Raw genomic sequence first — 19721 nt, forward strand, 5'->3', positions numbered from 1 at the left:
CGCCGATCGCGCTGCACCATCAAGGCAGCGATGGCGCGACGCGCGTCACGCTTTTTTGTCCATCCTGCCGGCGCCAAGCAGACTCCAACCCAATATGTCCAGCATGCTTTCGCAAATCGCGAGAGTTCACAACTTGTTAACCGAAGTTGAAAAGCCCCGGTTAACCAAACTTTGACCCTTTGAGTCCAGAGTTGCCCCGGTGAAGTTGGGCCCTTGCGCCCCAGTGCAACCGGAGTAAGTCATGAAGCCGGCCCGGATGATATTGTTGCTGGTTGCCCTCGTCGCTGGCGGGCTGGCGGCATTTCTGGTCACGCGCGGCGGCGATCCGGTTACCACCACCCAGGTTGTCACCGAGGTCGTGCCCGAGAACAAGACCCAGGTCCTGGTTGCCAAGAGCCCCATCGGCATGGGCGAGCGCCTCTCACCGGAAACCGTCGAATGGCTGGACTGGCCCGAGGGCGCCCTGCGCACGGACTATGTCACCATCTCCGCCATGCCCGAAGCGCCAGCCCAGCTGGCTGGCGCTGTGGCCCGCTACGAGTTCTTCCCCGGCGAACCTATCCGCGAGGCCAAGCTGGTCCGCGCCGATCAGGGCTATCTCTCCGCAGTCCTGTCCGAAGGCATGCGTGGCGTCTCGGTGGGTGTCAGTGCTGTGTCCGCGGCAGGTGGCTTCATCGTGCCCAATGACCACGTCGACGTGGTGCTCACCAGCCAGTCGGAGCTGGGGTCGCGGTCCGAAGTCGTGCTCGCCAACGTCCGTATCCTGGCCATCGGCAAGCGCCTGGGTCAGGTCGGCGCCAGCGGTGGCCAGACCGAAGAAGAGGTCAAGGCCGGTGCAACCCCGGCGGCCGTGACCTTCGATGACGTTGCCATCGCCACTCTTGAGCTCGATCCCACCCAGGCAGAAACCCTGATCAATGCCTCCACACGCGGCCAGCTCTCGCTGACGCTGCGTTCGGTCGCCGATTTTTCCGCCAGCGCCACCATCGCCGAACAGCCCAACAGCAACCAGACGGTGCGCGTCTTCCGCTTCGGCCGCGAACAGAGCGTGCTGTCGGGCAAGGCCACCCAGACCGAGACGATGACCGAAGCCGCACCGGCTGCCGTCGTGACCCCGGTGGTCACCACCTCAAGTTCCACCCCAACCCAATTGCCTTCGGTGTCCGCGCCTGCGTCCGGTCCGGCGCCGGCCGCATCCAATGGCAATGTGCCCCTGTAGGGCGGAGAAGACCATGAACCCGTTTGTGACCATTCTCTCCCGTCCTGCCCGGCTCAGCCTGGGTGCGCTGGTCCTTGGGCTGGCCATGGCCAGTGCCGGTCTGAGCGCCCAGCCGGCGCTGGCGCAGGAAACGCATCTGACAATTTCTCCGGCAGCCTATGGTGCGACCAAAAGGGTCGAACTTGAGCTCAACAAGACTATGCTCGTTGATCTGCCGGCGGGCGCCGCAGAAGTGGTGGTATCGCAGCCCAGTGTTGCTGCGGCGATCATGCGAACCCGGACTCGCGCCCTTGTTCAGGGCGTCACAGGCGGCGATACGAATATCTTTTTCCTCGATGACAATGGCCGCACCATCGCCGTGCTCGACGTGAAGGTGATAAAGGAGCCATCCCAGGTCGGCAACGCGCTTGAGGCAACACTGGCCCGCGTCATCCCCGGATCGCACATTTCCGTCGAGTCCGTCACGCTTGTTGGGGAGACCAATCGCGTCGTGATGACCGGCACAGTCTTGTCGGGGGACGACAAGGACAAGGCCACCCTGGTCGCCGAGCAGTTTGCCGGAGGCATCGGTAATGTCGCCAATATCATCGAGGTGTCGGGAACCCAACAGGTCATGTTGCAGGTCACCGTGTCGGAAGTGAAGCGCGACGTTGCCAAGCAGTTCGGCATCAACCTTTCGGGCACTCTGAGTGTCGGCTCGACCAATCTGAGCTTTAACAACACCACCACCAATGGCACCAATGGCGTGGCGGGCAACTTCGGCCTGGGTGACCTGCAGATAAATGCCGCCATCCGGGCTCTCGAGACGCGCGGCGCACTGCGCATCCTGGCACAGCCGACGCTGACCGCCATTTCCGGCCAGCCGGCCAAGTTCCTCGCGGGTGGCGAACTGCCTTATGTGATGGTCGATCAGACCACCCAGCAGCGCACGGTCATCTTCAAGCCCTACGGTGTCGAGCTGGACTTCACCCCCGTGGTCAAGTCCAACGGCACCATCTCGCTCAAGGTCGACACCTCGGTGTCCGATCCCCAGAGCGATGGCTCGCTCACCAAGCGTCAGGCCAATACTTCGGTGGAACTGGCCGCCGGCACCACGCTGGCCATCGGCGGCCTGCTGCAGGAAACCACGCGCCAGCAGATCAACCAGCTGCCTGGCCTGGGCAATATCCCGATCCTGGGGGCCCTGTTCCGCTCGCGCGATTTCCAGACCCAGCAGACCGAGCTGGTCATTCTGGTGACGCCATATCTGGTGCAGCCGAGCCCGGCCAATGCCATCCCCGTGCCCACGGACAAGATGGCTGTTCCCAGCGACGCTGAGTCCATCTTCCTGGGACGGGTGGAGAACATGTACGGCGTGGCCGGCAGCGGCGAAATCCGCGGCTCCATCAAGGGGTCAGTCGGCTTCGTTCTCGACTAGGCGGGGCCACGCCAGCGTGGCCCCGCGACATATTTGGCAGCGGCGCCCACAGGCAGACTGGATCTGCGACTGCGGGAGCCAGGGGCGGTTTGCCGGCCCCGACGAAGGAGTTTAGGTACGATGAGTTTTCTGACCCCAGATACCAAGAAGGCTGAAGAGCCTGCGGCCGAGATCTCGTCGGGCGCGCGGTTGATTCCGCGCATCACTATCCAGGCCTTTTGCGAGCACTCCCAGACTGCCCAATTGGTGGAGAGCGCGATCCACGATCGCCGCATGTCCAAGGTTGCCCTGACCACCCACAACGGCGGCATCGATGGCGCTGTCGAGACCTACAAGTCCAACCCCACGCCGAACCTGATCATCGTTGAGTCCACCGCGACGCCCGAAGCCCTGCCATTGGAGCTGGAGCGTCTCGCAGAAGTCTGCGACGCCACCACGCGCGTGGTTGTTCTGGGCCATGTCAACGACGTGCTGCTCTATCGCGATCTGATCCGCTCTGGCATCTCCGAATATATCGTGCTGCCGGCGACGGCCAGCCAGATCGTCTCGGCCATCACCGAGCTGTTCGCATCCGAAAATGCAGCCCCCATCGGCCGCACGGTTGGTTTCGTTTCGGCCAAGGGTGGCGCGGGCGGCTCCACCATTGCGCACAATGTCAGCTGGGCCATCGCCAGCGCCCTGCGTCAGGACAGTCTGATCCTGGACATGGACCTGGCCTTCGGCACCGCGGGTCTCAACTTCAACCAGGATCCGCCGCACGGTCTGGCCGATGCCCTTGCCGTGAACCAGAAGGTCGACCAGACCATGCTGGATCGTCTGATGAGCAAGGCGGCCAACCACATCAACCTGCTGACCGCCCCGGTTATGCTGGATCGCACCTATGATTTCGAGGAACGCGAGTTCGAGCAGATCATCGAGCTGTGCCAGAAGTCGATGCCCGTGGTGGTGCTCGATATCCCGCACGCCTGGAACGCCTGGATCCGCCAGACGCTCGCCACGATCGATGAAGTGGTGATCGTGGCCGAGCCCGATCTGGCCAATCTGCGCAATGCCAAGAACCTGGCCGACACCATCAAGTCACTGCGCCCCACTGAGAGCGCGCCGCTCCTTGTGCTCAACAAGGTGGGTGTGCCGCGCCGGCCCGAGATCAATTCGGCCGAGTTCGCCACCTCGGTCGAATGCGAACTTGTCGGCCAGATCCCCTTCGATGCGGCGCTGTTCGGCACGGCCGCCAACAATGGCCAGATGATTGCCGAGGTCGCAGCCAACAACAAGAGCAACGAGGTGTTCCGCTCGATCGGCATGCGGGTGACCGGGCGCCAGGCCAGCCATGCCGGCAATCGCTCGGCCGGCCTGATCAAGCTGCCCGCGTTTCTCAAGAAGCTGGCATGACCGCCCCGGGCGATCTGAAACGGTAGGATGACCATGTTTGGCAAGCGCACTACATTTGGCGGCAATACACCGGGCGTCGGTGAGCCGGCGCGGCCGGTGCAAAGCCCGCCGCGCCCGGCTGCCCCTGCGATCCCCGCCCGCCGTGCCTCCGACACCGACAGCATGGCGGCGCGTATCCGCACGCCGGAGGAAGTGGTGGACGTGCGCGCCCCGGCTCAGGCCCAGCGCGACAAGGAATATTTCCAGACCAAGTCGGCCATCTTCAATGCGCTGATCGACAGTATCGATCTCAGCCAGCTTGCCACCATGGAGCAGGTGGCGGCGCGCGAGGAAATCCGCGACATCGTCGCCGAGATCATCGCGCTCAAGTCGATCATCATGTCCATTTCCGAGCAGGAAGACCTGCTCGAGGACATCTGCAACGACGTGCTCGGCTATGGGCCGCTCGAGCCGCTGCTCGCGCGCGACGACATCGCCGACATCATGGTGAACGGTAGCCAGAAGTGCTACATCGAAGTCGGCGGCAAGGTGCGGCTCACCAATGTCCGCTTCCGCGACGACGCGCATCTGATGAACGTGTGCCAGCGTATCGTCAGCCAGGTCGGTCGCCGTGTGGACGAGAGTTCGCCCATCTGCGACGCCCGCCTGCCCGACGGTTCCCGCGTCAACGTCATCGCCCCGCCGCTCTCGCTCGATGGCGCCACGCTCACCATCCGCAAGTTCAAGAAGGACAAGCTGACCCTCCAGCAGCTGGTCAAATACAACTCCATCTCGCCCGAGGGCGCCGAGGTGCTGCGCATTCTGGGGCGCGTGCGCGCCAATGTGCTGATCTCGGGCGGTACCGGCTCGGGCAAGACCACGCTGCTCAACTGTCTGACCGGTTTCATCGAAAAGGACGAGCGCGTCATCACCTGCGAGGACTCGGCCGAACTGCAGCTGCAGCAGCCCCATGTGGTGCGTCTTGAAACCCGGCCCCCCAACCTCGAGGGCGAAGGCGAGATCACCATGCGTGATCTCATCAAGAACTGCCTGCGCATGCGGCCTGAACGCATCATCGTCGGCGAAGTGCGTGGACCGGAAAGCTTTGACCTGCTGCAGGCGATGAATACCGGTCACGACGGCTCCATGGGCACGTTGCACGCCAACAGCCCGCGCGAAGCTCTCAGCCGTCTTGAATCGATGATCACCATGGGCGGCTATTCGCTGCCCAGCCGCACCATCCGCGAAATGATCACCTCGTCGATCGATGTTGTGGTCCAGGCCGCCCGCCTGCGCGATGGTTCGCGCCGCATCACCCACATCACCGAAGTGCTGGGGATGGAAGGCGATGTCATCGTCACCCAGGACATCTTTGTCTACGACATCCTGGGCGAGGACGCCAATGGCATGCTGATCGGCCGCCACCGCTCCACGGGCATCACCAAGCCCAAGTTCGCCGAGCGCGCCCGCTACTTCAACGAGGAGAGCAATCTCGTCGAGGCGCTCGAGAAGTCCAACGTCGAACAGCGCGAACTACTGGATTCCTAAATGCTCGGTCCGATCCTCATCGCACTTCTGGCCATGCTCTTCGTCGGTGCCCTGGGCTTTGCCCTGGTGCCGTCGACGCTGAGCGATGGCCGGGCGGTGAAGCGGCGCAAGGCCTTCCAGGGCGACATTCGTGTCAATCGCCTTGAGACCGACAATTCCCGTGTTCGCGAGCAGCGTCGCAAGGAAGTCCAGCGGGCCCTCAAGGCGCAGACCAATGCCCTCAATACCAAGCGGCGCGTGACCCTGTCCCAGCTGCTGTTTCAGGCCGGCATGTCCATCAAGCCGGCCGCATTCATCCGCAACAGCGTGATTTTCGGCATCGTGCTGTTCCTCGTCCTGGTCCTGATCCAGGTGCCGCTTTACTTCGCTCCCATATTTGCGCTCGCCGGCGCCTACCTGCTGCCGCGCATGTATGTCGGCCGCAAGCGCAAGAAATACCAGTCCCGGTTCCTGGACGAGTTGCCCAACGCCGTCGAGGCCATTGTGCGCGGCGTCAAGACGGGTCTGCCGCTCAACGATTCCATGCGCGTGGTGGCCAAGGATGCCAAAGAACCGGTCAAGTCCGAGTTCGCCCGTGTGCTCGATCAGCAGGCGGTCGGCATGAGCATGACCGAGGCGGTGACGGTGCTGCTCGAGCGGGTGCCGCTGCCCGAGGTCAATTTCTTCGTCGTCGTGATCACGGTCCAGCAACAGGCTGGCGGCAACCTCAGCGAGGCGCTGACCAACCTGGCCAAGGTGCTGCGCAACCGCAAGAAGATGAAGCAGAAGATCAAGGCCATGTCGTCCGAGGCCAAGGCTTCGGCCGGCATCATTGGTTCGCTGCCCTTTATCGTCGCCATCATGGTCAGCGTGTTCTCGCCCAGCTATCTGGCGCCCCTGTTCTTCACGCCGCTCGGCAACATCTTCCTGGGCATCGCTTTCCTGATGCTGGCAACCGGCGTGTTCATCATGAGCAAGATGGTCAAATTCGACTTCTAGTCCGAAAGGAGAGCTGGCCATGAATCTCATCGAACTGCTGACGCAGCGGGAATTCCTGATCGCCGTGCTGGCTGCGGTGTCGGCCGCCGCCGTGGTTTTCACCTTCGGCTCCAGCTTCATCGTCAAGTCGCAGATGCAGGATCGCATCAAGCGCGTCGCCCTGGAGCGCGAAAAGCTGCGCGCCGAGGAAATGGCGCGCCTGCGCGGTGGCGGCACCACTGTGGCCCCCGGACGCGGCATCCGGCGTGCGGCCGAGACCAAGACCTATATGCGCAACGTCGTGGAGCGCTTTGACCTGCGCAAGGCCTTTCAGGACGATGCGACAGTGGACAAGCTGGCCATGGCCGGCTTCCGCGGGCAGGGGCACCTGACGACCTTCCTCTTCATGCGCCTGGCGACCCCGATCGGCCTGTTTCTGCTGGCTGCGTTCTATCTGCTGCTTCTAGCGCCCGCCGACCGCCCGCTCTATCTCAATCTGACCTATGCCGTGGGCCTGGGCCTTGTCGGTTCGTTCCTGCCCAACCTGATCCTCAAGAACAATATCGACAAGCGCCAGGCCTCGATCCGCCGCGCCTGGCCGGACTGTCTGGATCTGCTGCTGCTCTGCGTCGAGTCGGGCATGTCGGTGGAACACGCCTTCAAGCGCGTCTCCAAGGAAATCGGCGCGCAAAGCCCCGAACTGGCCGAGGAGCTGACCCTGACCACGGCAGAACTGGCCTTCCTGGAGGATCGCACGCGCGCCTACGACAACTTCTCGCGCCGCAGCGGCCTTGATGGCGTCAAGTCGGTGATGACGGCCCTCATCCAGGCAGACCGCTACGGCACCTCCGTGGGCCAGGCGCTGCGCGTGATGGCCGAAGAAGGCCGCGAAACGCGCATGATGGATGCCGAAAAGAAGGCCGCTGCGCTGCCCCCCAAGCTGACGGTACCGCTGATCGTGTTCTTCCTGCCGGTGCTGTTCATCGTCATCATTTCCCCGGCCATGATCGAGGTCTTTGGCCCCGGCGGCGTCATGAACCGCTAGCCGGCTGCGGGGCGACAACGACAAAAGGCGCTGCCCACCGGCAGCGCCTTTGTTCATTTCGATTGGGGTTCGGGCCTAACCCTTGGCGATCATGTCCCAGCGGTTCTGCTGGGTCAGCAAGGCGCGCACATAGGCCATGTTGTTCTCGACCTGCTCGGGCGGCAGTTCGGCCGCATAGATGGCGCGACATTCCTCGAAGCGTCCCTGCAGCCCCACGATCAGGGCCAGGTTCTGCCGGATCTGGCTGGTTGCGCCGCGCATCTGCACGGCGCGGCGCAGATGCTGCTCGGCGGCAGGCAATTCATTGGTCATGGCATAGCTCAGGCCGAGATTGGCTTCGACCGACGCCTCGCCGGGTGCAATCACCAGCGCTTGCGCATAGATCTGGCGCGCCTCGCCGCTGCGACCCATCTGGTCGAGCGTGGCGCCCTTGACCAAAAGGGCGTTCCAGTCCGGCACGTCCGGACGGATCACATTGTCGAGCACCGTCAGCGACTGCTCGAAGCGCCCGTCGGCGGTCAACGCCTTGGCATAGGCCACCGTGATGTCGACGTCCTTGGGAAAATAGCCGATGCCCGCTTCGAGCACCGCGACGGCCTGGCCGCTCTGGCCGGCGGCGCGCAGCGCGGCGGCAAAATGGATCAGATTGAGCTTGTCCTTGGGGTTGGCCTTGTAGCGGGCCGCAAGCTGGGCAATCGTCTGCTTGCCCTGGCTGGCCGACACGCCCGTATAGTCCGGCGACGGCATGCTGCCGCGATTGGAGGCACAGGCGCTCAGGGCCATCGCCGCGACACCCGCCAGCAGCAGGCTGCGCATCCAGGCATGTCGGGGTTTGGGCAAACTCACGGTCAACTCCCAGTGCGGGGCCGGTGTGGACAGCAAATTGCTCCAGCGGTCACGCGACAGACTTTTTGGGGCACGGCCCCATGCCATTGGAATAAATCATTAACCCTAACACCGCGTTAAAGCCCGCGCTGGCGCTGTTGCGGCGCTCCCGACCCACCGATACAAGCGAGGGACAAACCAGCCCAATCGGAGTCGTCCATGCCCGCCGCATTGCCCGTCATCTGCGTGTCTGAAAACGGTCTGGCGGCAGCCGGCTTGACGCCGGACCAGGTCGGCTGGGCGGAGGCCAATGGCTTCTCCGGCCAACGCGGCCGATTGTTGCCGCTGCCGGACGGGCAGGCGGGTCTGGGCGGCTATCTCTTCGGCATGGGCCCGGCGGAAGGGCGCCCGACCATGGTCCTCGGCCTGGCGGCCGCTGCGCTGCCGGCGGGCGACTATGCGCTCGAAGGTGCTTTTGGCGATCCCGGCTTTGCCGCTCTGGCCTTTCGCCTGGGCGCCTATCGCTTCGATCGCTACCGCGCGGCCAAACCCGGCCCGACACTGGTGCTGCCACAGGGTGCCGATGCCGATGAGGTCGATCGCCTCGTCGAGGCGGCTGGCATCGCCCGGGACCTCATCAACACCCCGGCCAATGATCTGGGCCCCGATGCCCTCGAAGCCTTCATTGCCGAATTCGCCGCCGCCCGCGGCATGGATTGCGCCGTGACGCGCGGCGACGACCTGCTGGCGGCCGGATTTCCCATGATTCACGCTGTTGGCCGCGCCGCTGCCGAAGCCCCCCGGCTGGTCGACCTGACATGGGGCGATCCCGCTCACCCCAAGGTCACCCTGGTGGGCAAGGGCGTCACCTTCGACACCGGTGGGCTCGACATCAAGCCGTCCTCGGGCATGCTGCTGATGAAAAAGGACATGGGCGGCGCCGCCAATGTGCTGGGTCTGGCCCACGCCATCGTCTCGGCCGGTCTCAAGCTGCGCCTGCGCGTGCTCATCCCCATTGTCGAGAACGCCATCTCCGCCTCGGCCTTCCGTCCGGGCGACGTCCTGCGCTCGCGCAAGGGCCTCACGGTCGAGATCGGCAACACTGATGCCGAGGGCCGCCTGATCCTGGCTGATGCCTTGGCTCTGGCCGACGAGGAAGCGCCCGAACTGCTGCTCGACATGGCAACGCTGACCGGCGCCGCCCGCGTCGCGCTCGGGCCCGAGCTGCCCCCCCTCTACAGCACCGACGACAGCCTCGCCGCCGCGCTGATGGCCTCCGGCCTGCGTAGCGATGATCCGCTCTGGCACATGCCCCTGTGGTCGCCCTATGACGCCATGATGAATTCGAAGGTTGCCGACGTGAACAACGCGGGCGCCGGCGGCTTTGCTGGCTCTGTGACAGCCGCCCTGTTCCTGCGCCGCTTTGTTGCCAACGCCGCAGCCTGGGTCCATCTCGACATTTATGGCTGGGCGCCCGAGGCTCGCGCCGGGCGCAGCCATGGCGGCACCGACCAGGGCATCCGCGCCGTCTTTGGCTTGTTGTCGGACCGCTATGGAAGATAGTTGACTTTGGCAACTATAATGTTGACCATGTCAGCAAATGGCATGGGGCAACATCATGAGCGACACGACCGGGCAGATCGACGAAATCCGTGCGTTCAACCGCTTCTACACACGCCAGATTGGCCTGCTGGAGGAGCATTTTGCCGACGGGCCGCTCAGCCTGCCAGAGGCGCGGGTGATCTACGAGATCAATGCCAAGGGGTATGTGACAGCCCGGGATCTGGTGCAGGAACTGCGCATGGATGGCGGCTATTTGAGCCGCATGCTGACCAAATTCGTTGAAGCGGGCCTGACCGCCGTATCACCCACGCCCGGCGACAGGCGCAGCAACACCATTGCCCTCACCCCTGATGGCGATCTCATCGCGCGGCGCCTCAATACGCGCTCCCACGATGCGGTTGCCAGTCAGATTCACGGCCTTGCCGACAGCCAGAAGCGCGAACTGGTCGATGCCATGCGCACCGTCCGTCGTCTCCTGCGCGATAGCGCGCTCACGCGCGGGCCGGTGGTGATCCGCGACCACCGCATTGGCGACCTGGGCTGGCTCATCCATCGCCAGGGCATCATCTACAACGAGCAGTTCGGCTGGAATATCGCGTTCGAGGCCCTGATCGCCGGCATCTACAGTGAATTTGAGCGCGCGCCGGATGCGCCGGCCAAGCGGCTGTGGATTGCCGAGCAAGATGACGCCATCATCGGCTCGATCTTTGTCATGCCCTCTGAAGGTCTGGCCGGGTCTGCCCAACTGCGCATGCTCTATGTCGAGCCGGTCGCCCGCGGCCAGGGCGTCGGCGCAGCGCTGGTCGCCCAGGCCGTCGGCTTTGCCCGCCAGAATGGCTACCAGCGCATGCGGCTGTGGACGCATGCCAACCAGGCATCGGCCCGCAAGCTCTATGCCGGCGCTGGCTTCCGTATCGTCGAGACCATGCCCGAGACCAATTTCGGCAAGGACCTTGAGGGCGAGATCTGGGAGCTGACCCTCTGAGCACCAGGCCAGTCCGCTCCGCAGTGGATTTGCGCCTCCTTTGCATCCCTCCCCCTTGAGGGGAGGGACCGAGGGAGGGGGTCCATCGGCGGCGTACAGGCCTCCCAGCCTGCCTTTTCCTCAAGGGAAGGGCGACGATGCAACCCGATCAGTCTGACCTCGAAACGACCTAATAGCCGCGCTGGCGATCCACGACATTGATCAGCGGCTTGCCGGCCTCATGGTCGCGGATCATCTGGCTGAAATAGCGGACGCCGGTCGTCTCGCTGCTGATCGCGGCAATATGGGGCGTGATGTAGCAGTTCTCGATGGCCCACAGCGGGCTGTCCTGCGGCAGTGGTTCGGTCTCGAACACATCAAGGCTCGCAGCGCCCAGCGTGCCGTCTGTGAGGGCAGCGACGATGTCGGCCTCTTTCTGGTGTCCGCCCCGCGCGGCATTGACGATGGCCGGGCCCCCATCGAGCTTGCGCCTTAGCTTGCGGAATGTTTCCAGGTTGAGAATGCCCGTCGTCTCCGGCGTCAGCGGCAGCAGATTGACCAGGATATCGGTACCCGCGAGGAAGTCGTCAAAATTCTCCTGCCCGGCGAAGCCGGTCACGCCGTCGATGGTCTTGGGCGTGCGGCTCCAGCTGCGCAGGGTGAAGCCGAGCGGCAGCAGGCGCTTGGCGGCGTCCTGACCCAATACGCCCATGCCCATGATGCCCACCGTGGTTTCGCTGGCTGCCGGCGGATAGAGCTGCGTCCAGCGCCGCGCCGTCTGGTCCGCCCGGAACCGGGTATAGAGCCGGTGATGCATGGTCACATGGGCCACCACATAGTCGCTCATGCGCTGGCTGAGGTCGGCATCGACAAAACGCACGATGGGTGCGTCGGGCAGGGCCTTGTGCTTGAGCAGGGCATCTACGCCGGCCCCCAGCGACAGGATGGCCCTGAGCCCGGTGAGCCCGTCAAAGGCATCCGCCTTGGGCTTCCATACAAAGATGTAGCGCACTTCCCTGGGGTCGAAATCATCGCCGCGTTGCACCACACGGTAGCCGCCCAGCGCGTCGCGCAGCTTTGTCGCCCAGCTGTTTTCATCGACATCGGACAGGTGCAGCAGCAGCATGATTGGTCTCCTCAAACAACAAAGAGCCGCGCCGTATTCGGGCGCGGCTCTGAATTAAGCTCAGACGACGAACTGTCTTATTGGGCCGTGGTTGCCGGCGCCGCAGCAGCGGGTGCGGCTTCGGTGGTCGCGGCCGGCGCAGCTTCGGTCGCGGCCGCAGGCTCAGCCTCGGTGGTGGCTGCAGGTGCAGCTTCCGTGCTGGCAGCGGGGGCGGCTTCCGTTGCGGCAGCCGGTGCGGCCTCCGTCGTTGCAGCAGGGGCAGCGGCGTCAGCGGCCGGCGCAGCTTCGGCGGCCGGTGCGGCTTCCGGCGCAGGGAACGGCACCGGATTGGCCGACAGGGTCTGCAGATAGGCCAGGATATCGGCGCGCTCTTCGGCAGTGCGGATACCGGCAAAGTTCATCTTGGTGCCCTTCACATAGGCGCTGGGCTTGGTCAGGAAGGCGTTGAGGTTCTCATAGGTCCACACATCGCCATTGGCATTGTGCTCTTTCATGCCATCGGAATAGGCGAAATCGGGAACGCTGCCTTCGGCGCGGCCAACCACATCATACAGATGCGGGCCCTGCTTGTTCGGCTCGCCCTCGCCAAAGTTATGGCAGGACTGGCACTTCTTGACGTCATTGGCGCCCTTGGCCGGGTCGGCGCTGGCCAGCAGCACGGCCAGCGGCACTTCGGCAGGCGCTTCCGTGGCGGCACCGGCATCGGCGACTTCGGGCTCGGGCAGGGCATAGCCCGGGCCGCGGCCTTCAATGGGGTGATACACGGCCTCGGCAACGAAGCCGACACCCATGACAAACAGTAGAGTGCCCAGAACGGCGCCCATGATCTTGTTTAGTTCGAACGAATCCATTTGGTCTCTCTGCCAGTCCATCCCGCCAGGACGATAGCCGAACACCGCCCAACTTTCGATTGTCCAAACGGAAAATCGCCTCAACAGCGGTGCACGACGCGCGCGGAAGATAGTCGCAAGGTCGTTGTGGCGCAACCGTGCAAAGCCGTAGTGCGACAATTCCCCCACAGGCACCTGCATGCCATGGGTTTCAGCTGCGAATTGACTCCATCAGGTGCCGGGTTCAAAAGCCAACGGCCATTTACGAACGGACCTGCAGATGACCCACAAGATTGCCTTCCAGGGCGAGCCCGGCGCTTTCAGCAATGCCGCCGCCAACAATGTCTTCCCCGGACAGGAGATGCTGGGCTGCGTCACGTTCGAGGAGACCATCGCCGCTGTGCAGTCCGGCCGCGCCGACTATGCCGTGGTGCCGGTCGAGAACTCGCTATATGGCCGCATCACCGATATCCACCACCTGCTGCCCGAAAGCGGGCTCTTCATCATCGGCGAAACCTTTCTGCGCGTGGAGATGACCCTTCTGGGTGTGCCGGGCGCGACGCTGGACGACATCAAATCCGTGCAGTCGCTCTCTGTGGCCCTGGGCCAGTGCCGCCGCTTCATCAGCGAAAACGGCTTCCGCACCATCAATGCCGTCGACACCGCGGGCTCCGCGCGCGAAGTCGCCGAAAAGGGTGACAAGTCGGTTGCCGCCATCGCCTCGCGCCTGGCTGGCGAGATCTACGGGCTGAACGTGCTGGCGACCAATATCGAGGATGCCGCCCACAACACCACGCGCTTTTTGGTGCTGTCGCCCCACGAGAAGCGCGCGCCGCAAGGCAGCAAGGTCAAGACCACCTTCGTCTTCCGCGTCCGCAACGTCCCTGCCGCGCTCTACAAGGCCATGGGCGGATTTGCCACCAATGGCATCAACATGACCAAGCTGGAGAGCTATATGGTCGACGGCAATTTCACCGCGACCCAGTTCTATGCCGACATCGAGGGCCATCCCAGCGATGCCGGCGTCATCCACGCCTTTGAGGAACTCGATTTCTTCACCGATTCCATGCGGGTGCTGGGTGTCTACCCCGCCGCGGACAATCGCTAGGCCTGCCCCAAACCCGCCGCCCAATTGACACCGGATGGGCCACCGCTATGGTCCGCCCGCAACGCACTAAGGAAACTGTCATGTCGCACGCCGATCTTGCCAAGATCATTGATGACGCCTTCGAGGCCCGCGCCGAGATCAACTTCGGCACCACCGGTGCCGTGCGCGAGGCCGTGGAAGAGGCGCTGAGCCTGCTCGATTCCGGCAAGGCCCGTGTCGCCGAAAAGGTCGATGGCGCCTGGCAGGTCAACCAGTGGCTCAAGAAGGCCGTGCTGCTGTCATTCCGCCTCAACGACAACAAGCTGATCGAAGGCGCGCCGGGCGGCTCGTCCTATTGGGACAAGGTGCCCACCAAGTTCGAGGGCTGGAGCGAGAACACGTTCCGCGGGGCCGGCTTCCGTGCTGTCCCCGGCGCCATTGTCCGCCACTCCGCCCATATCGCCCGCAATGTCGTGCTCATGCCCAGCTTTGTGAACCTGGGCGCCTATGTGGGCGAGGGCACTATGGTGGACACCTGGGTCACCGTCGGCTCCTGCGCCCAGATCGGCAAGAATGTGCATATTTCGGGCGGCGTCGGCATCGGCGGCGTGCTCGAGCCGCTGCAGGCCGGTCCGGTCATCATCGAGGACAATTGCTTCATTGGCGCCCGCTCCGAAGTGGTCGAAGGCGTCGTGGTGGGTGAGGGCTCGGTGATCTCGATGGGCGTCTTCATCGGCGCCTCCACCAAGATTGTCGACCGTGCCACCGGCGAGATCCACATCGGCAAGGTGCCGCCCTATTCCGTGGTGGTCTCCGGTTCGCTCCCCGGCAAGCCGCTGCCCAATGGCCAGCCCGGCCCGAACCTTTACTGCGCTGTCATCGTCAAGACGGTAGACGCCCAGACCCGCTCCAAGACGGGCATCAACGATCTCCTGCGCGACTGATCGGGATCAGGCCCATGCTCAAGCTGCTGTTTTCACTCGATGGTCGCATCAACCGGCAGCGGTTCTGGCTGGGGCTCCTGCTCGTCGCCGTTCTTAACATCGTGCTGTCCGTGTTGCTGATGAACCTGGGGTTCGGCAACAGCCAGACGCAGTCGGGGTCTGTCGAGGTCGACGGCCAGCTCCAGCAGCAGTTCATGCGCACCGTCTTCGTGCTGGCGCCGCTGCCCTCGCTGCTGCTCAGCCTGCTCTCGGCCGTGCCCATGACCATTCTGGCCATCAAGCGCCGGCGCGATCGCAATGTCTCCGGCATCGACGTCGTGGTGTTCACGGCGCTGGCCATTGTTACGCAGCTGCTGGTGCTGGCCGGGCAGGGCGGCACGCTGCTCACAGGCATCCTGGGCACCGTCCAGGGCATCTGGAGCCTGGTGCTGCTGGTGCAGCTGGGCTTTCTTAGCGGCACGCGTGGCCCCAACAGCTATGGCCCCGATCCACTGGGCTATGGTGACGCCTGAACCACCCAAACAGGGGAGCAATTGCCGATGACAGATGTTTCAGGTCGGGCCATTGCGCTGCTCAAGCAATTGATCGCCTGCCCGTCGGTCACCCCGCATGAGGCCGGTGCGCTCGATGTGTTGGAAACCGAACTGACAGGCCTGGGCTTTGCTGTGACCCGCCTGCGCTTCGACGGTGACGGCTCCTATCCGGTCGACAACCTCTTTGCCACCCGCGGCAATGCTGGGCGTCGCCTGCTGTTCGCCGGCCATACCGACGTTGTGCCGCCCGGCGATCTGGCGACCTGGACCAGCGATCCCTTTGTCCCGCGCGAGGCCGACGGCAAGCTGTTTGGCCGCGGCGCCGCCGACATGAAGTCGGGCATCGCCGCTTTCGTCGCCGCTTGCGCCGCCATTCCGCCCGAGGCGGGAACCATCCAGCTCGCCATCACCAATGACGAGGAAGCCGACGCCATCAATGGCACCGAAAAGCTGATGGCCTGGGCGAGCGCGCAGCAGCACCATTTCGATTTCGCCATCGTCGGCGAACCCAGTTCGGCCAGCACGCTGGGCGACAGCATCAAGATCGGCCGGCGCGGTTCGCTGTCGGGCCGCATCACGGTCTCAGGCACCCAGGGCCATGTCGCCTATCCCGACAAGGCCAACAATCCCCTGCCGGTGCTGGCGCAGCTGGTGACCGCGCTCGACACCACCATTGATACCGGCACGGCGCACTTCCCGGCCACCAATCTCGAAGTTAACTCCATCGATGTCGGCAACGACATCTCCAACGTCATCCCGGCCGCCGGTACCATCCGCTTCAACATCCGCTACAATGATCTGTGGACGCCCCAGACTTTGGCCGACTGGGTGCGGCAGCGCATTGCCACGGTCGATCCCCGCGGAACACGCGTCGAGTTTGCCGTGGCCGGCGTGCCGTCCCGCTCGTTCCTCTCACCCCTGAGCGCCGATGTCGACGTGCTCGCCAGTACCATCGCTGATGTCACCGGCAAGCGCCCTGAGTATTCGACAGGCGGCGGCACGTCGGATGCCCGCTTCATCGCCCAATATGGCCCGGTGGTGGAATGCGGCCTTGTCGGCCCCTCCATGCACAAGGCCGATGAGCATATTGCCCTCAGTGACCTCGAAGGTCTCGCCGAGATCTATCGGCGTTTCATGCAGGGCTTTTTCGCGGTGCAGCCATGAAAAGCCTGAGCATTCTTTCGCGCGCTGCAACCGGCTGGCGGCTGATCGTGCAGGGTCATCCGGGCTGGCGTAGCCAGTTTGCGCTCACGACCCCGGGCCTGGTCACGGCGCTGCTGCTCTATGCCTTTGTTGCCTTCCTGGCGGTTGCGCTCACCTCGATGAGCATCGGCATGCCCGGCATTGGCGGCGTCATCGCGGCCATGGCCGTGCTGGCCCTGCCCATCCTGGCCTTCGTGCTGGTGCTACTGGGCACGCGCAAGATGCTCAACGACACCCAGCCGTTGCTGCCGGCCCTGGTGCCCGGTGTCTATGCGCTCACGGCCTTGCTGCTCGCCGAAGGCTTGCTGGCGCTGTTTGCCGGGCCGCTCGTCATGCTGGCCTGGGTGGGCGTTGCCTATCTGCTCTATTGCCTGATGCGTGTTGCAATGGGCTGGCATGCGGCTATTTCGGCCGGTTCTGCAGTTTTGACCTTCGTGCTGCTTGTCGCCCTGCGCATGGCGCTCTACATGGTCTCCAACTTCGCTGCTTCCCTTGTCTGATTGATCGAGATGCGCCTTGGCCCAGCCGACCCCGACCTTCCTCGATGAATTGACGGCCGCAGCGCGTGGCTGCGTGGCCCTGTTGACCGGCAAGCGCAACGCCCCCGATTACTTCGACTTCAGCCAGCGCGGCCTTGTCGGGAGCCTGATCGCGGTGTTGCTGGCCGTGGCCCTCGCCGGCTTTGGCCCGATGCTGAGCGGCATTCAATCCCCGCCGGGCGCCTCGACACAGGCCATCCTGGTCAACCTGCTGCTCTATGTTGCCCAAGGCGGCACCGCTTTTCTGGCGCTGCGCCAGATGGGGCGCACAGACGGCTTCGTGCCCTATCTGGTGGCGTCCAACTGGGTGACCCTGGCGACCGCGGTCCTGATGCTGATCTCGGCCATTCTGGGCCCACTGGGCAGCCTCGTGCTGATCCTGGTGGTGATCCTTGCCATCGCCAGCTTCATCAATGTGGGGCGTTTCGTGGTGACGCTGAAGCCGATGCAGATCGGCATCCTCTTCCTGTCCCAGGCTGTCGGCGTGTTCCTGGCCCTGGTGATCGTGTCGCTCTTTGTGGGCGTTCCGCCCATGCCTCAGTAGTCCACGCGCGTCAGATAGAGCCCGTCGGGTGGCGCCATGGCGCCGCAACGGCTGCGCTGCCGCGCATCGAGCGCGGCACGGAAATCGTCAGGCGACCATTTGCCTTCCCCGACGAGCTTGAGCGAGCCAACCATCGAGCGCACCTGGTGATGCAGGAAGCTGCGGGCGCTGGCCGTCACCACGATATGGTCCAGTTCCCGCCGGACGCCGAAGACATCGAGCGTCCGCACCGGTGAATTGGCCTGGCATTCCGCAGAACGGAAGGTGGTGAAATCATGCTTGCCCAGGATCATCCCGGCCGCGTGGTCCATGGCATCGGCATCCAGCGGCATGGGCACATGCCACACCTGCTGGCGCTCCATCACCGCCGGCGCCCGACGATTGAGGATGCGATATTCGTAGTGACGGGCGGTGGCCGAGAACCGCGCTTCAAAGCGCTCGTCCACCGCCTCCACCTGCAGCACTGCGACCGGATCGGGCCGCAGGTGGTAGTTCAGCGCCTCGCGGATACGGAACGGGTCCCAATCCTTGCTGAGGTCGACATGCACCACCTGGCCCAGGGCATGCACACCCGCGTCCGTGCGCCCCGCCGCCTGGATGGTGACAGTCTCGCCTGACATGCGGCCGATGGCTTCTTCCAGCGCCTGCTGCACGCTGGGCCGATCGGCCTGGCGCTGCCAGCCGGAAAACGGGGTTCCGTCATATTCGATGGTGAGCTTATAACGGAAAGTAGAAATAGGAGGTCCCTTTGGTCTTGTTGCGTAAATTCGAGAGGCTCGATGCCGAAAGATACCAGCTTCAAGGAGAGGTAGAAGCGAAGTACGCCGTCTTTGAACGAGATGGCAGGGGGTTCGTGCAAATTAACACCTACGGCAGTCCCGACAGGGAGATGCCAGGCAAGCTCTCGCAAACTATCCAGCTGGACCGAGAAGGAGCCATTGAGCTGGTGGCAATCCTTCGCAAGGCTTTCGCCATCACCTAACGCTGGCAGGCAACGTGCCGGCGCCGCGCAGGAACGTCGCCGCATCCATGGCGCCTTTGCCCTCGCGCTGCACCTGCGTCAGGCGCACGGCGCCGCTGCCGCAGGCAATGGTCAGATCCTTGCCCAGCGTACCGGGCGCGCCGCTGCCGCTGGCGAGCGTCGAGCGAAGGGCCTTGACCCGCACCGGCTTGCCGCCCAGCTCGATTTCGAACCAGGCGCCGGGGAAGGGGGAGAGGCCGCGGATATGGTTGTGCACCGTCTCGGCCGGCAGCGACCAGTCGATCCGGCTCTCGGCCTTCTCGATCTTCTTGGCATAGACCGTTCCGTCTTCAGCCTGCGGCGTGAAATCGAGGCTGCCGCGCTCCAGGGCCGCCAGCGCCCGGCCCATCAGGTCCGCGCCCACCCGCATCATGGTGTCGTGCAGCTCGCCGGCCGTCATGTCGGGGGTGATGGCAATCACTTCGCCCAGGCCGATCGGTCCGGTATCGAGACCTTCTTCCATCTGCATCACCTGTACGCCCGTCTGGGCATCGCCAGCCATCACGGCGCGCTGGATGGGCGCTGCGCCGCGCCAGCGCGGCAGCAGCGAGCCATGCAAATTGATGCAGCCCAGCCGCGGCGCATCCAGCACCGGCTTGGGCAGCAGCAGGCCATAGGCCACCACCACGCCCAGATCGGCATCGAGTGCGGCAAAGGCTGCCTGTTCGTCCTCGCCCTTGAGCGAGCGCGGCGTGAACACGGGAATGCCAAAGCCCTCGGCTGCGACATGCACGGGCGACTTGCGCTCTTCTTGCCCACGCCCGGCGGGCTTGGGCGCACGCGTATAGACGGCAACCACCTCATGGCCCGACGAGACGATCTCGGTCAGGGTCGGAACGGAGAACTCCGGCGTTCCCATGAAGACGATGCGCATAGTGGCGGCTCCTCGGTCAGGGCCTTTTGCCCTCAGTCATTCCGAATAGGCATGGCGTGATGCCGGCCAGAAATGGATCACCGGGACAAGCCCGGTGATAATGGTCGTCAA

At 64.2% G+C, this 19721-nt stretch carries 20 protein-coding genes; 15 read left to right on the forward strand and 5 right to left on the reverse strand.

Going from position 1 to position 19721, the window contains the following annotated elements; translation table 11 throughout:
* Positions 1–241: 241 nt before the first annotated feature.
* The 6 genes from cpaB to K1177_RS18025 all read left to right on the forward strand — a co-directional run bounded on the left by cpaB (position 242) and on the right by K1177_RS18025 (position 7557).
* The gene (cpaB, locus tag K1177_RS18000; RefSeq protein ID WP_224705613.1) at positions 242–1219 is read left to right on the forward strand and encodes a Flp pilus assembly protein CpaB; all 978 of its coding nucleotides are present in this window, start codon (positions 242–244) and stop codon (positions 1217–1219) included.
* 13 nt (positions 1220–1232) lie between these two features.
* On the forward strand, positions 1233–2636 hold the full coding sequence (locus K1177_RS18005) for a type II and III secretion system protein family protein (protein ID WP_224705614.1): 1404 nt from the start codon (positions 1233–1235) through the stop codon (positions 2634–2636).
* Positions 2637–2756: 120 nt separating this feature from the next.
* Positions 2757–4028: an AAA family ATPase gene (locus K1177_RS18010; RefSeq protein WP_224705616.1), complete on the forward strand. Its 1272-nt coding sequence runs from the start codon at positions 2757–2759 to the stop codon at positions 4026–4028.
* A 33-nt stretch (positions 4029–4061) separates the two neighbouring features.
* Complete coding sequence (locus K1177_RS18015) at positions 4062–5555, forward strand: CpaF family protein (protein WP_224705861.1); 1494 nt, start codon at positions 4062–4064, stop codon at positions 5553–5555.
* Positions 5556–6533, forward strand: coding sequence for a type II secretion system F family protein (locus K1177_RS18020; RefSeq protein WP_224705633.1), 978 nt, complete (start codon positions 5556–5558; stop codon positions 6531–6533).
* A 19-nt stretch (positions 6534–6552) separates the two neighbouring features.
* A complete protein-coding gene (locus tag K1177_RS18025; RefSeq protein WP_224705635.1) occupies positions 6553–7557 on the forward strand; it encodes a type II secretion system F family protein in 1005 nt (334 codons plus the stop codon).
* A 75-nt stretch (positions 7558–7632) separates the two neighbouring features.
* Here K1177_RS18025 and K1177_RS18030 read toward each other — a convergent pair whose 3' ends face one another.
* Positions 7633–8403 (reverse strand): tetratricopeptide repeat protein, encoded by a 771-nt coding sequence (locus K1177_RS18030; RefSeq protein ID WP_224705637.1) that lies wholly within the window; start codon positions 8401–8403, stop codon positions 7633–7635.
* A 198-nt stretch (positions 8404–8601) separates the two neighbouring features.
* Here K1177_RS18030 and K1177_RS18035 point away from each other — a divergent pair, with 198 nt between their 5' ends.
* Together K1177_RS18035 and K1177_RS18040 are read left to right on the forward strand one after the other, a co-directional pair.
* Positions 8602–9945 carry a leucyl aminopeptidase family protein gene (locus K1177_RS18035; RefSeq protein ID WP_224705639.1) on the forward strand — a complete coding sequence of 448 codons (1344 nt, stop codon included), beginning with the start codon at positions 8602–8604 and terminating at the stop codon, positions 9943–9945.
* A 55-nt stretch (positions 9946–10000) separates the two neighbouring features.
* Positions 10001–10930: a bifunctional helix-turn-helix transcriptional regulator/GNAT family N-acetyltransferase gene (locus K1177_RS18040; protein WP_224705641.1), complete on the forward strand. Its 930-nt coding sequence runs from the start codon at positions 10001–10003 to the stop codon at positions 10928–10930.
* A 169-nt stretch (positions 10931–11099) separates the two neighbouring features.
* On the opposite strand, the gene K1177_RS18045 is transcribed toward K1177_RS18040, so the two are convergent.
* The gene (locus K1177_RS18045) at positions 11100–12035 is read right to left on the reverse strand and encodes a 2-hydroxyacid dehydrogenase (RefSeq protein WP_224705643.1); all 936 of its coding nucleotides are present in this window, start codon (positions 12033–12035) and stop codon (positions 11100–11102) included.
* Positions 12036–12112: 77 nt separating this feature from the next.
* Positions 12113–12886, reverse strand: a complete 774-nt coding sequence (locus K1177_RS18050; RefSeq protein WP_224705644.1) for a c-type cytochrome — start codon at positions 12884–12886, stop codon at positions 12113–12115.
* A gap of 259 nt (positions 12887–13145) precedes the next feature.
* On the opposite strand from K1177_RS18050, the gene K1177_RS18055 reads away from it, so the two are divergent.
* From K1177_RS18055 to K1177_RS18080, 6 genes are all read left to right on the forward strand, one after another.
* Positions 13146–13973, forward strand: coding sequence for a prephenate dehydratase (locus K1177_RS18055; RefSeq protein ID WP_224705652.1), 828 nt, complete (start codon positions 13146–13148; stop codon positions 13971–13973).
* A gap of 80 nt (positions 13974–14053) precedes the next feature.
* On the forward strand, positions 14054–14896 hold the full coding sequence (gene dapD, locus K1177_RS18060) for a 2,3,4,5-tetrahydropyridine-2,6-dicarboxylate N-succinyltransferase (protein ID WP_224705654.1): 843 nt from the start codon (positions 14054–14056) through the stop codon (positions 14894–14896).
* Between the two features lie 14 nt (positions 14897–14910).
* The gene (locus K1177_RS18065) at positions 14911–15408 is read left to right on the forward strand and encodes a DUF805 domain-containing protein (RefSeq protein ID WP_224705656.1); all 498 of its coding nucleotides are present in this window, start codon (positions 14911–14913) and stop codon (positions 15406–15408) included.
* Between the two features lie 27 nt (positions 15409–15435).
* Positions 15436–16593 (forward strand): succinyl-diaminopimelate desuccinylase, encoded by a 1158-nt coding sequence (gene dapE / locus K1177_RS18070; RefSeq protein ID WP_224705658.1) that lies wholly within the window; start codon positions 15436–15438, stop codon positions 16591–16593.
* On the forward strand, positions 16590–17132 hold the full coding sequence (locus K1177_RS18075) for a hypothetical protein (RefSeq protein WP_224705660.1): 543 nt from the start codon (positions 16590–16592) through the stop codon (positions 17130–17132). Before dapE ends, K1177_RS18075 begins: the two co-directional genes overlap by 4 nt.
* Positions 17133–17148: 16 nt before the next feature.
* Positions 17149–17715: a hypothetical protein gene (locus K1177_RS18080; RefSeq protein WP_224705662.1), complete on the forward strand. Its 567-nt coding sequence runs from the start codon at positions 17149–17151 to the stop codon at positions 17713–17715.
* Here K1177_RS18080 and truA read toward each other — a convergent pair.
* Positions 17709–18452, reverse strand: a complete 744-nt coding sequence (gene truA / locus K1177_RS18085) for a tRNA pseudouridine(38-40) synthase TruA (RefSeq protein WP_224705862.1) — start codon at positions 18450–18452, stop codon at positions 17709–17711. The two genes, K1177_RS18080 and truA, sit on opposite strands and share 7 nt — an antisense overlap.
* Before the next feature lie 11 nt (positions 18453–18463).
* Here truA and K1177_RS18090 point away from each other — a divergent pair, with 11 nt between their 5' ends.
* The gene (locus K1177_RS18090) at positions 18464–18697 is read left to right on the forward strand and encodes a methionyl-tRNA formyltransferase (protein ID WP_224705664.1); all 234 of its coding nucleotides are present in this window, start codon (positions 18464–18466) and stop codon (positions 18695–18697) included.
* Here the strand turns inward: K1177_RS18090 and fmt are convergent.
* On the reverse strand, positions 18690–19610 hold the full coding sequence (gene fmt / locus K1177_RS18095) for a methionyl-tRNA formyltransferase (RefSeq protein WP_224705674.1): 921 nt from the start codon (positions 19608–19610) through the stop codon (positions 18690–18692). The genes K1177_RS18090 and fmt overlap by 8 nt on opposite strands.
* Between the last annotated feature and the right edge of the window lie 111 nt (positions 19611–19721).

Origin of the sequence: Devosia aquimaris (genome assembly GCF_020169335.1) — a bacterium.
Taxonomy (GTDB): Bacteria; Pseudomonadota; Alphaproteobacteria; order Rhizobiales; family Devosiaceae; genus Devosia; species Devosia aquimaris.

What these genes read in the sequence shown, in the direction of transcription:
- cpaB (WP_224705613.1), top strand. Translation starts at nt 242, where the DNA reads ATGAAGCCGGCCCGGATGATATTGTTGCTGGTTGCCCTCGTCGCTGGC.
- K1177_RS18005 (WP_224705614.1), top strand. Translation starts at nt 1,233, where the DNA reads ATGAACCCGTTTGTGACCATTCTCTCCCGTCCTGCCCGGCTCAGCCTG.
- K1177_RS18010 (WP_224705616.1), top strand. Translation starts at nt 2,757, where the DNA reads ATGAGTTTTCTGACCCCAGATACCAAGAAGGCTGAAGAGCCTGCGGCC.
- K1177_RS18015 (WP_224705861.1), top strand. Translation starts at nt 4,062, where the DNA reads ATGTTTGGCAAGCGCACTACATTTGGCGGCAATACACCGGGCGTCGGT.
- K1177_RS18020 (WP_224705633.1), top strand. Translation starts at nt 5,556, where the DNA reads ATGCTCGGTCCGATCCTCATCGCACTTCTGGCCATGCTCTTCGTCGGT.
- K1177_RS18025 (WP_224705635.1), top strand. Translation starts at nt 6,553, where the DNA reads ATGAATCTCATCGAACTGCTGACGCAGCGGGAATTCCTGATCGCCGTG.
- K1177_RS18035 (WP_224705639.1), top strand. Translation starts at nt 8,602, where the DNA reads ATGCCCGCCGCATTGCCCGTCATCTGCGTGTCTGAAAACGGTCTGGCG.
- K1177_RS18040 (WP_224705641.1), top strand. Translation starts at nt 10,001, where the DNA reads ATGAGCGACACGACCGGGCAGATCGACGAAATCCGTGCGTTCAACCGC.
- K1177_RS18045 (WP_224705643.1), bottom strand. Translation starts at nt 12,035, where the DNA reads ATGCTGCTGCTGCACCTGTCCGATGTCGATGAAAACAGCTGGGCGACA.
- K1177_RS18050 (WP_224705644.1), bottom strand. Translation starts at nt 12,886, where the DNA reads ATGGATTCGTTCGAACTAAACAAGATCATGGGCGCCGTTCTGGGCACT.
- K1177_RS18055 (WP_224705652.1), top strand. Translation starts at nt 13,146, where the DNA reads ATGACCCACAAGATTGCCTTCCAGGGCGAGCCCGGCGCTTTCAGCAAT.
- dapD (WP_224705654.1), top strand. Translation starts at nt 14,054, where the DNA reads ATGTCGCACGCCGATCTTGCCAAGATCATTGATGACGCCTTCGAGGCC.
- K1177_RS18065 (WP_224705656.1), top strand. Translation starts at nt 14,911, where the DNA reads ATGCTCAAGCTGCTGTTTTCACTCGATGGTCGCATCAACCGGCAGCGG.
- dapE (WP_224705658.1), top strand. Translation starts at nt 15,436, where the DNA reads ATGACAGATGTTTCAGGTCGGGCCATTGCGCTGCTCAAGCAATTGATC.
- K1177_RS18075 (WP_224705660.1), top strand. Translation starts at nt 16,590, where the DNA reads ATGAAAAGCCTGAGCATTCTTTCGCGCGCTGCAACCGGCTGGCGGCTG.
- fmt (WP_224705674.1), bottom strand. Translation starts at nt 19,610, where the DNA reads ATGCGCATCGTCTTCATGGGAACGCCGGAGTTCTCCGTTCCGACCCTG.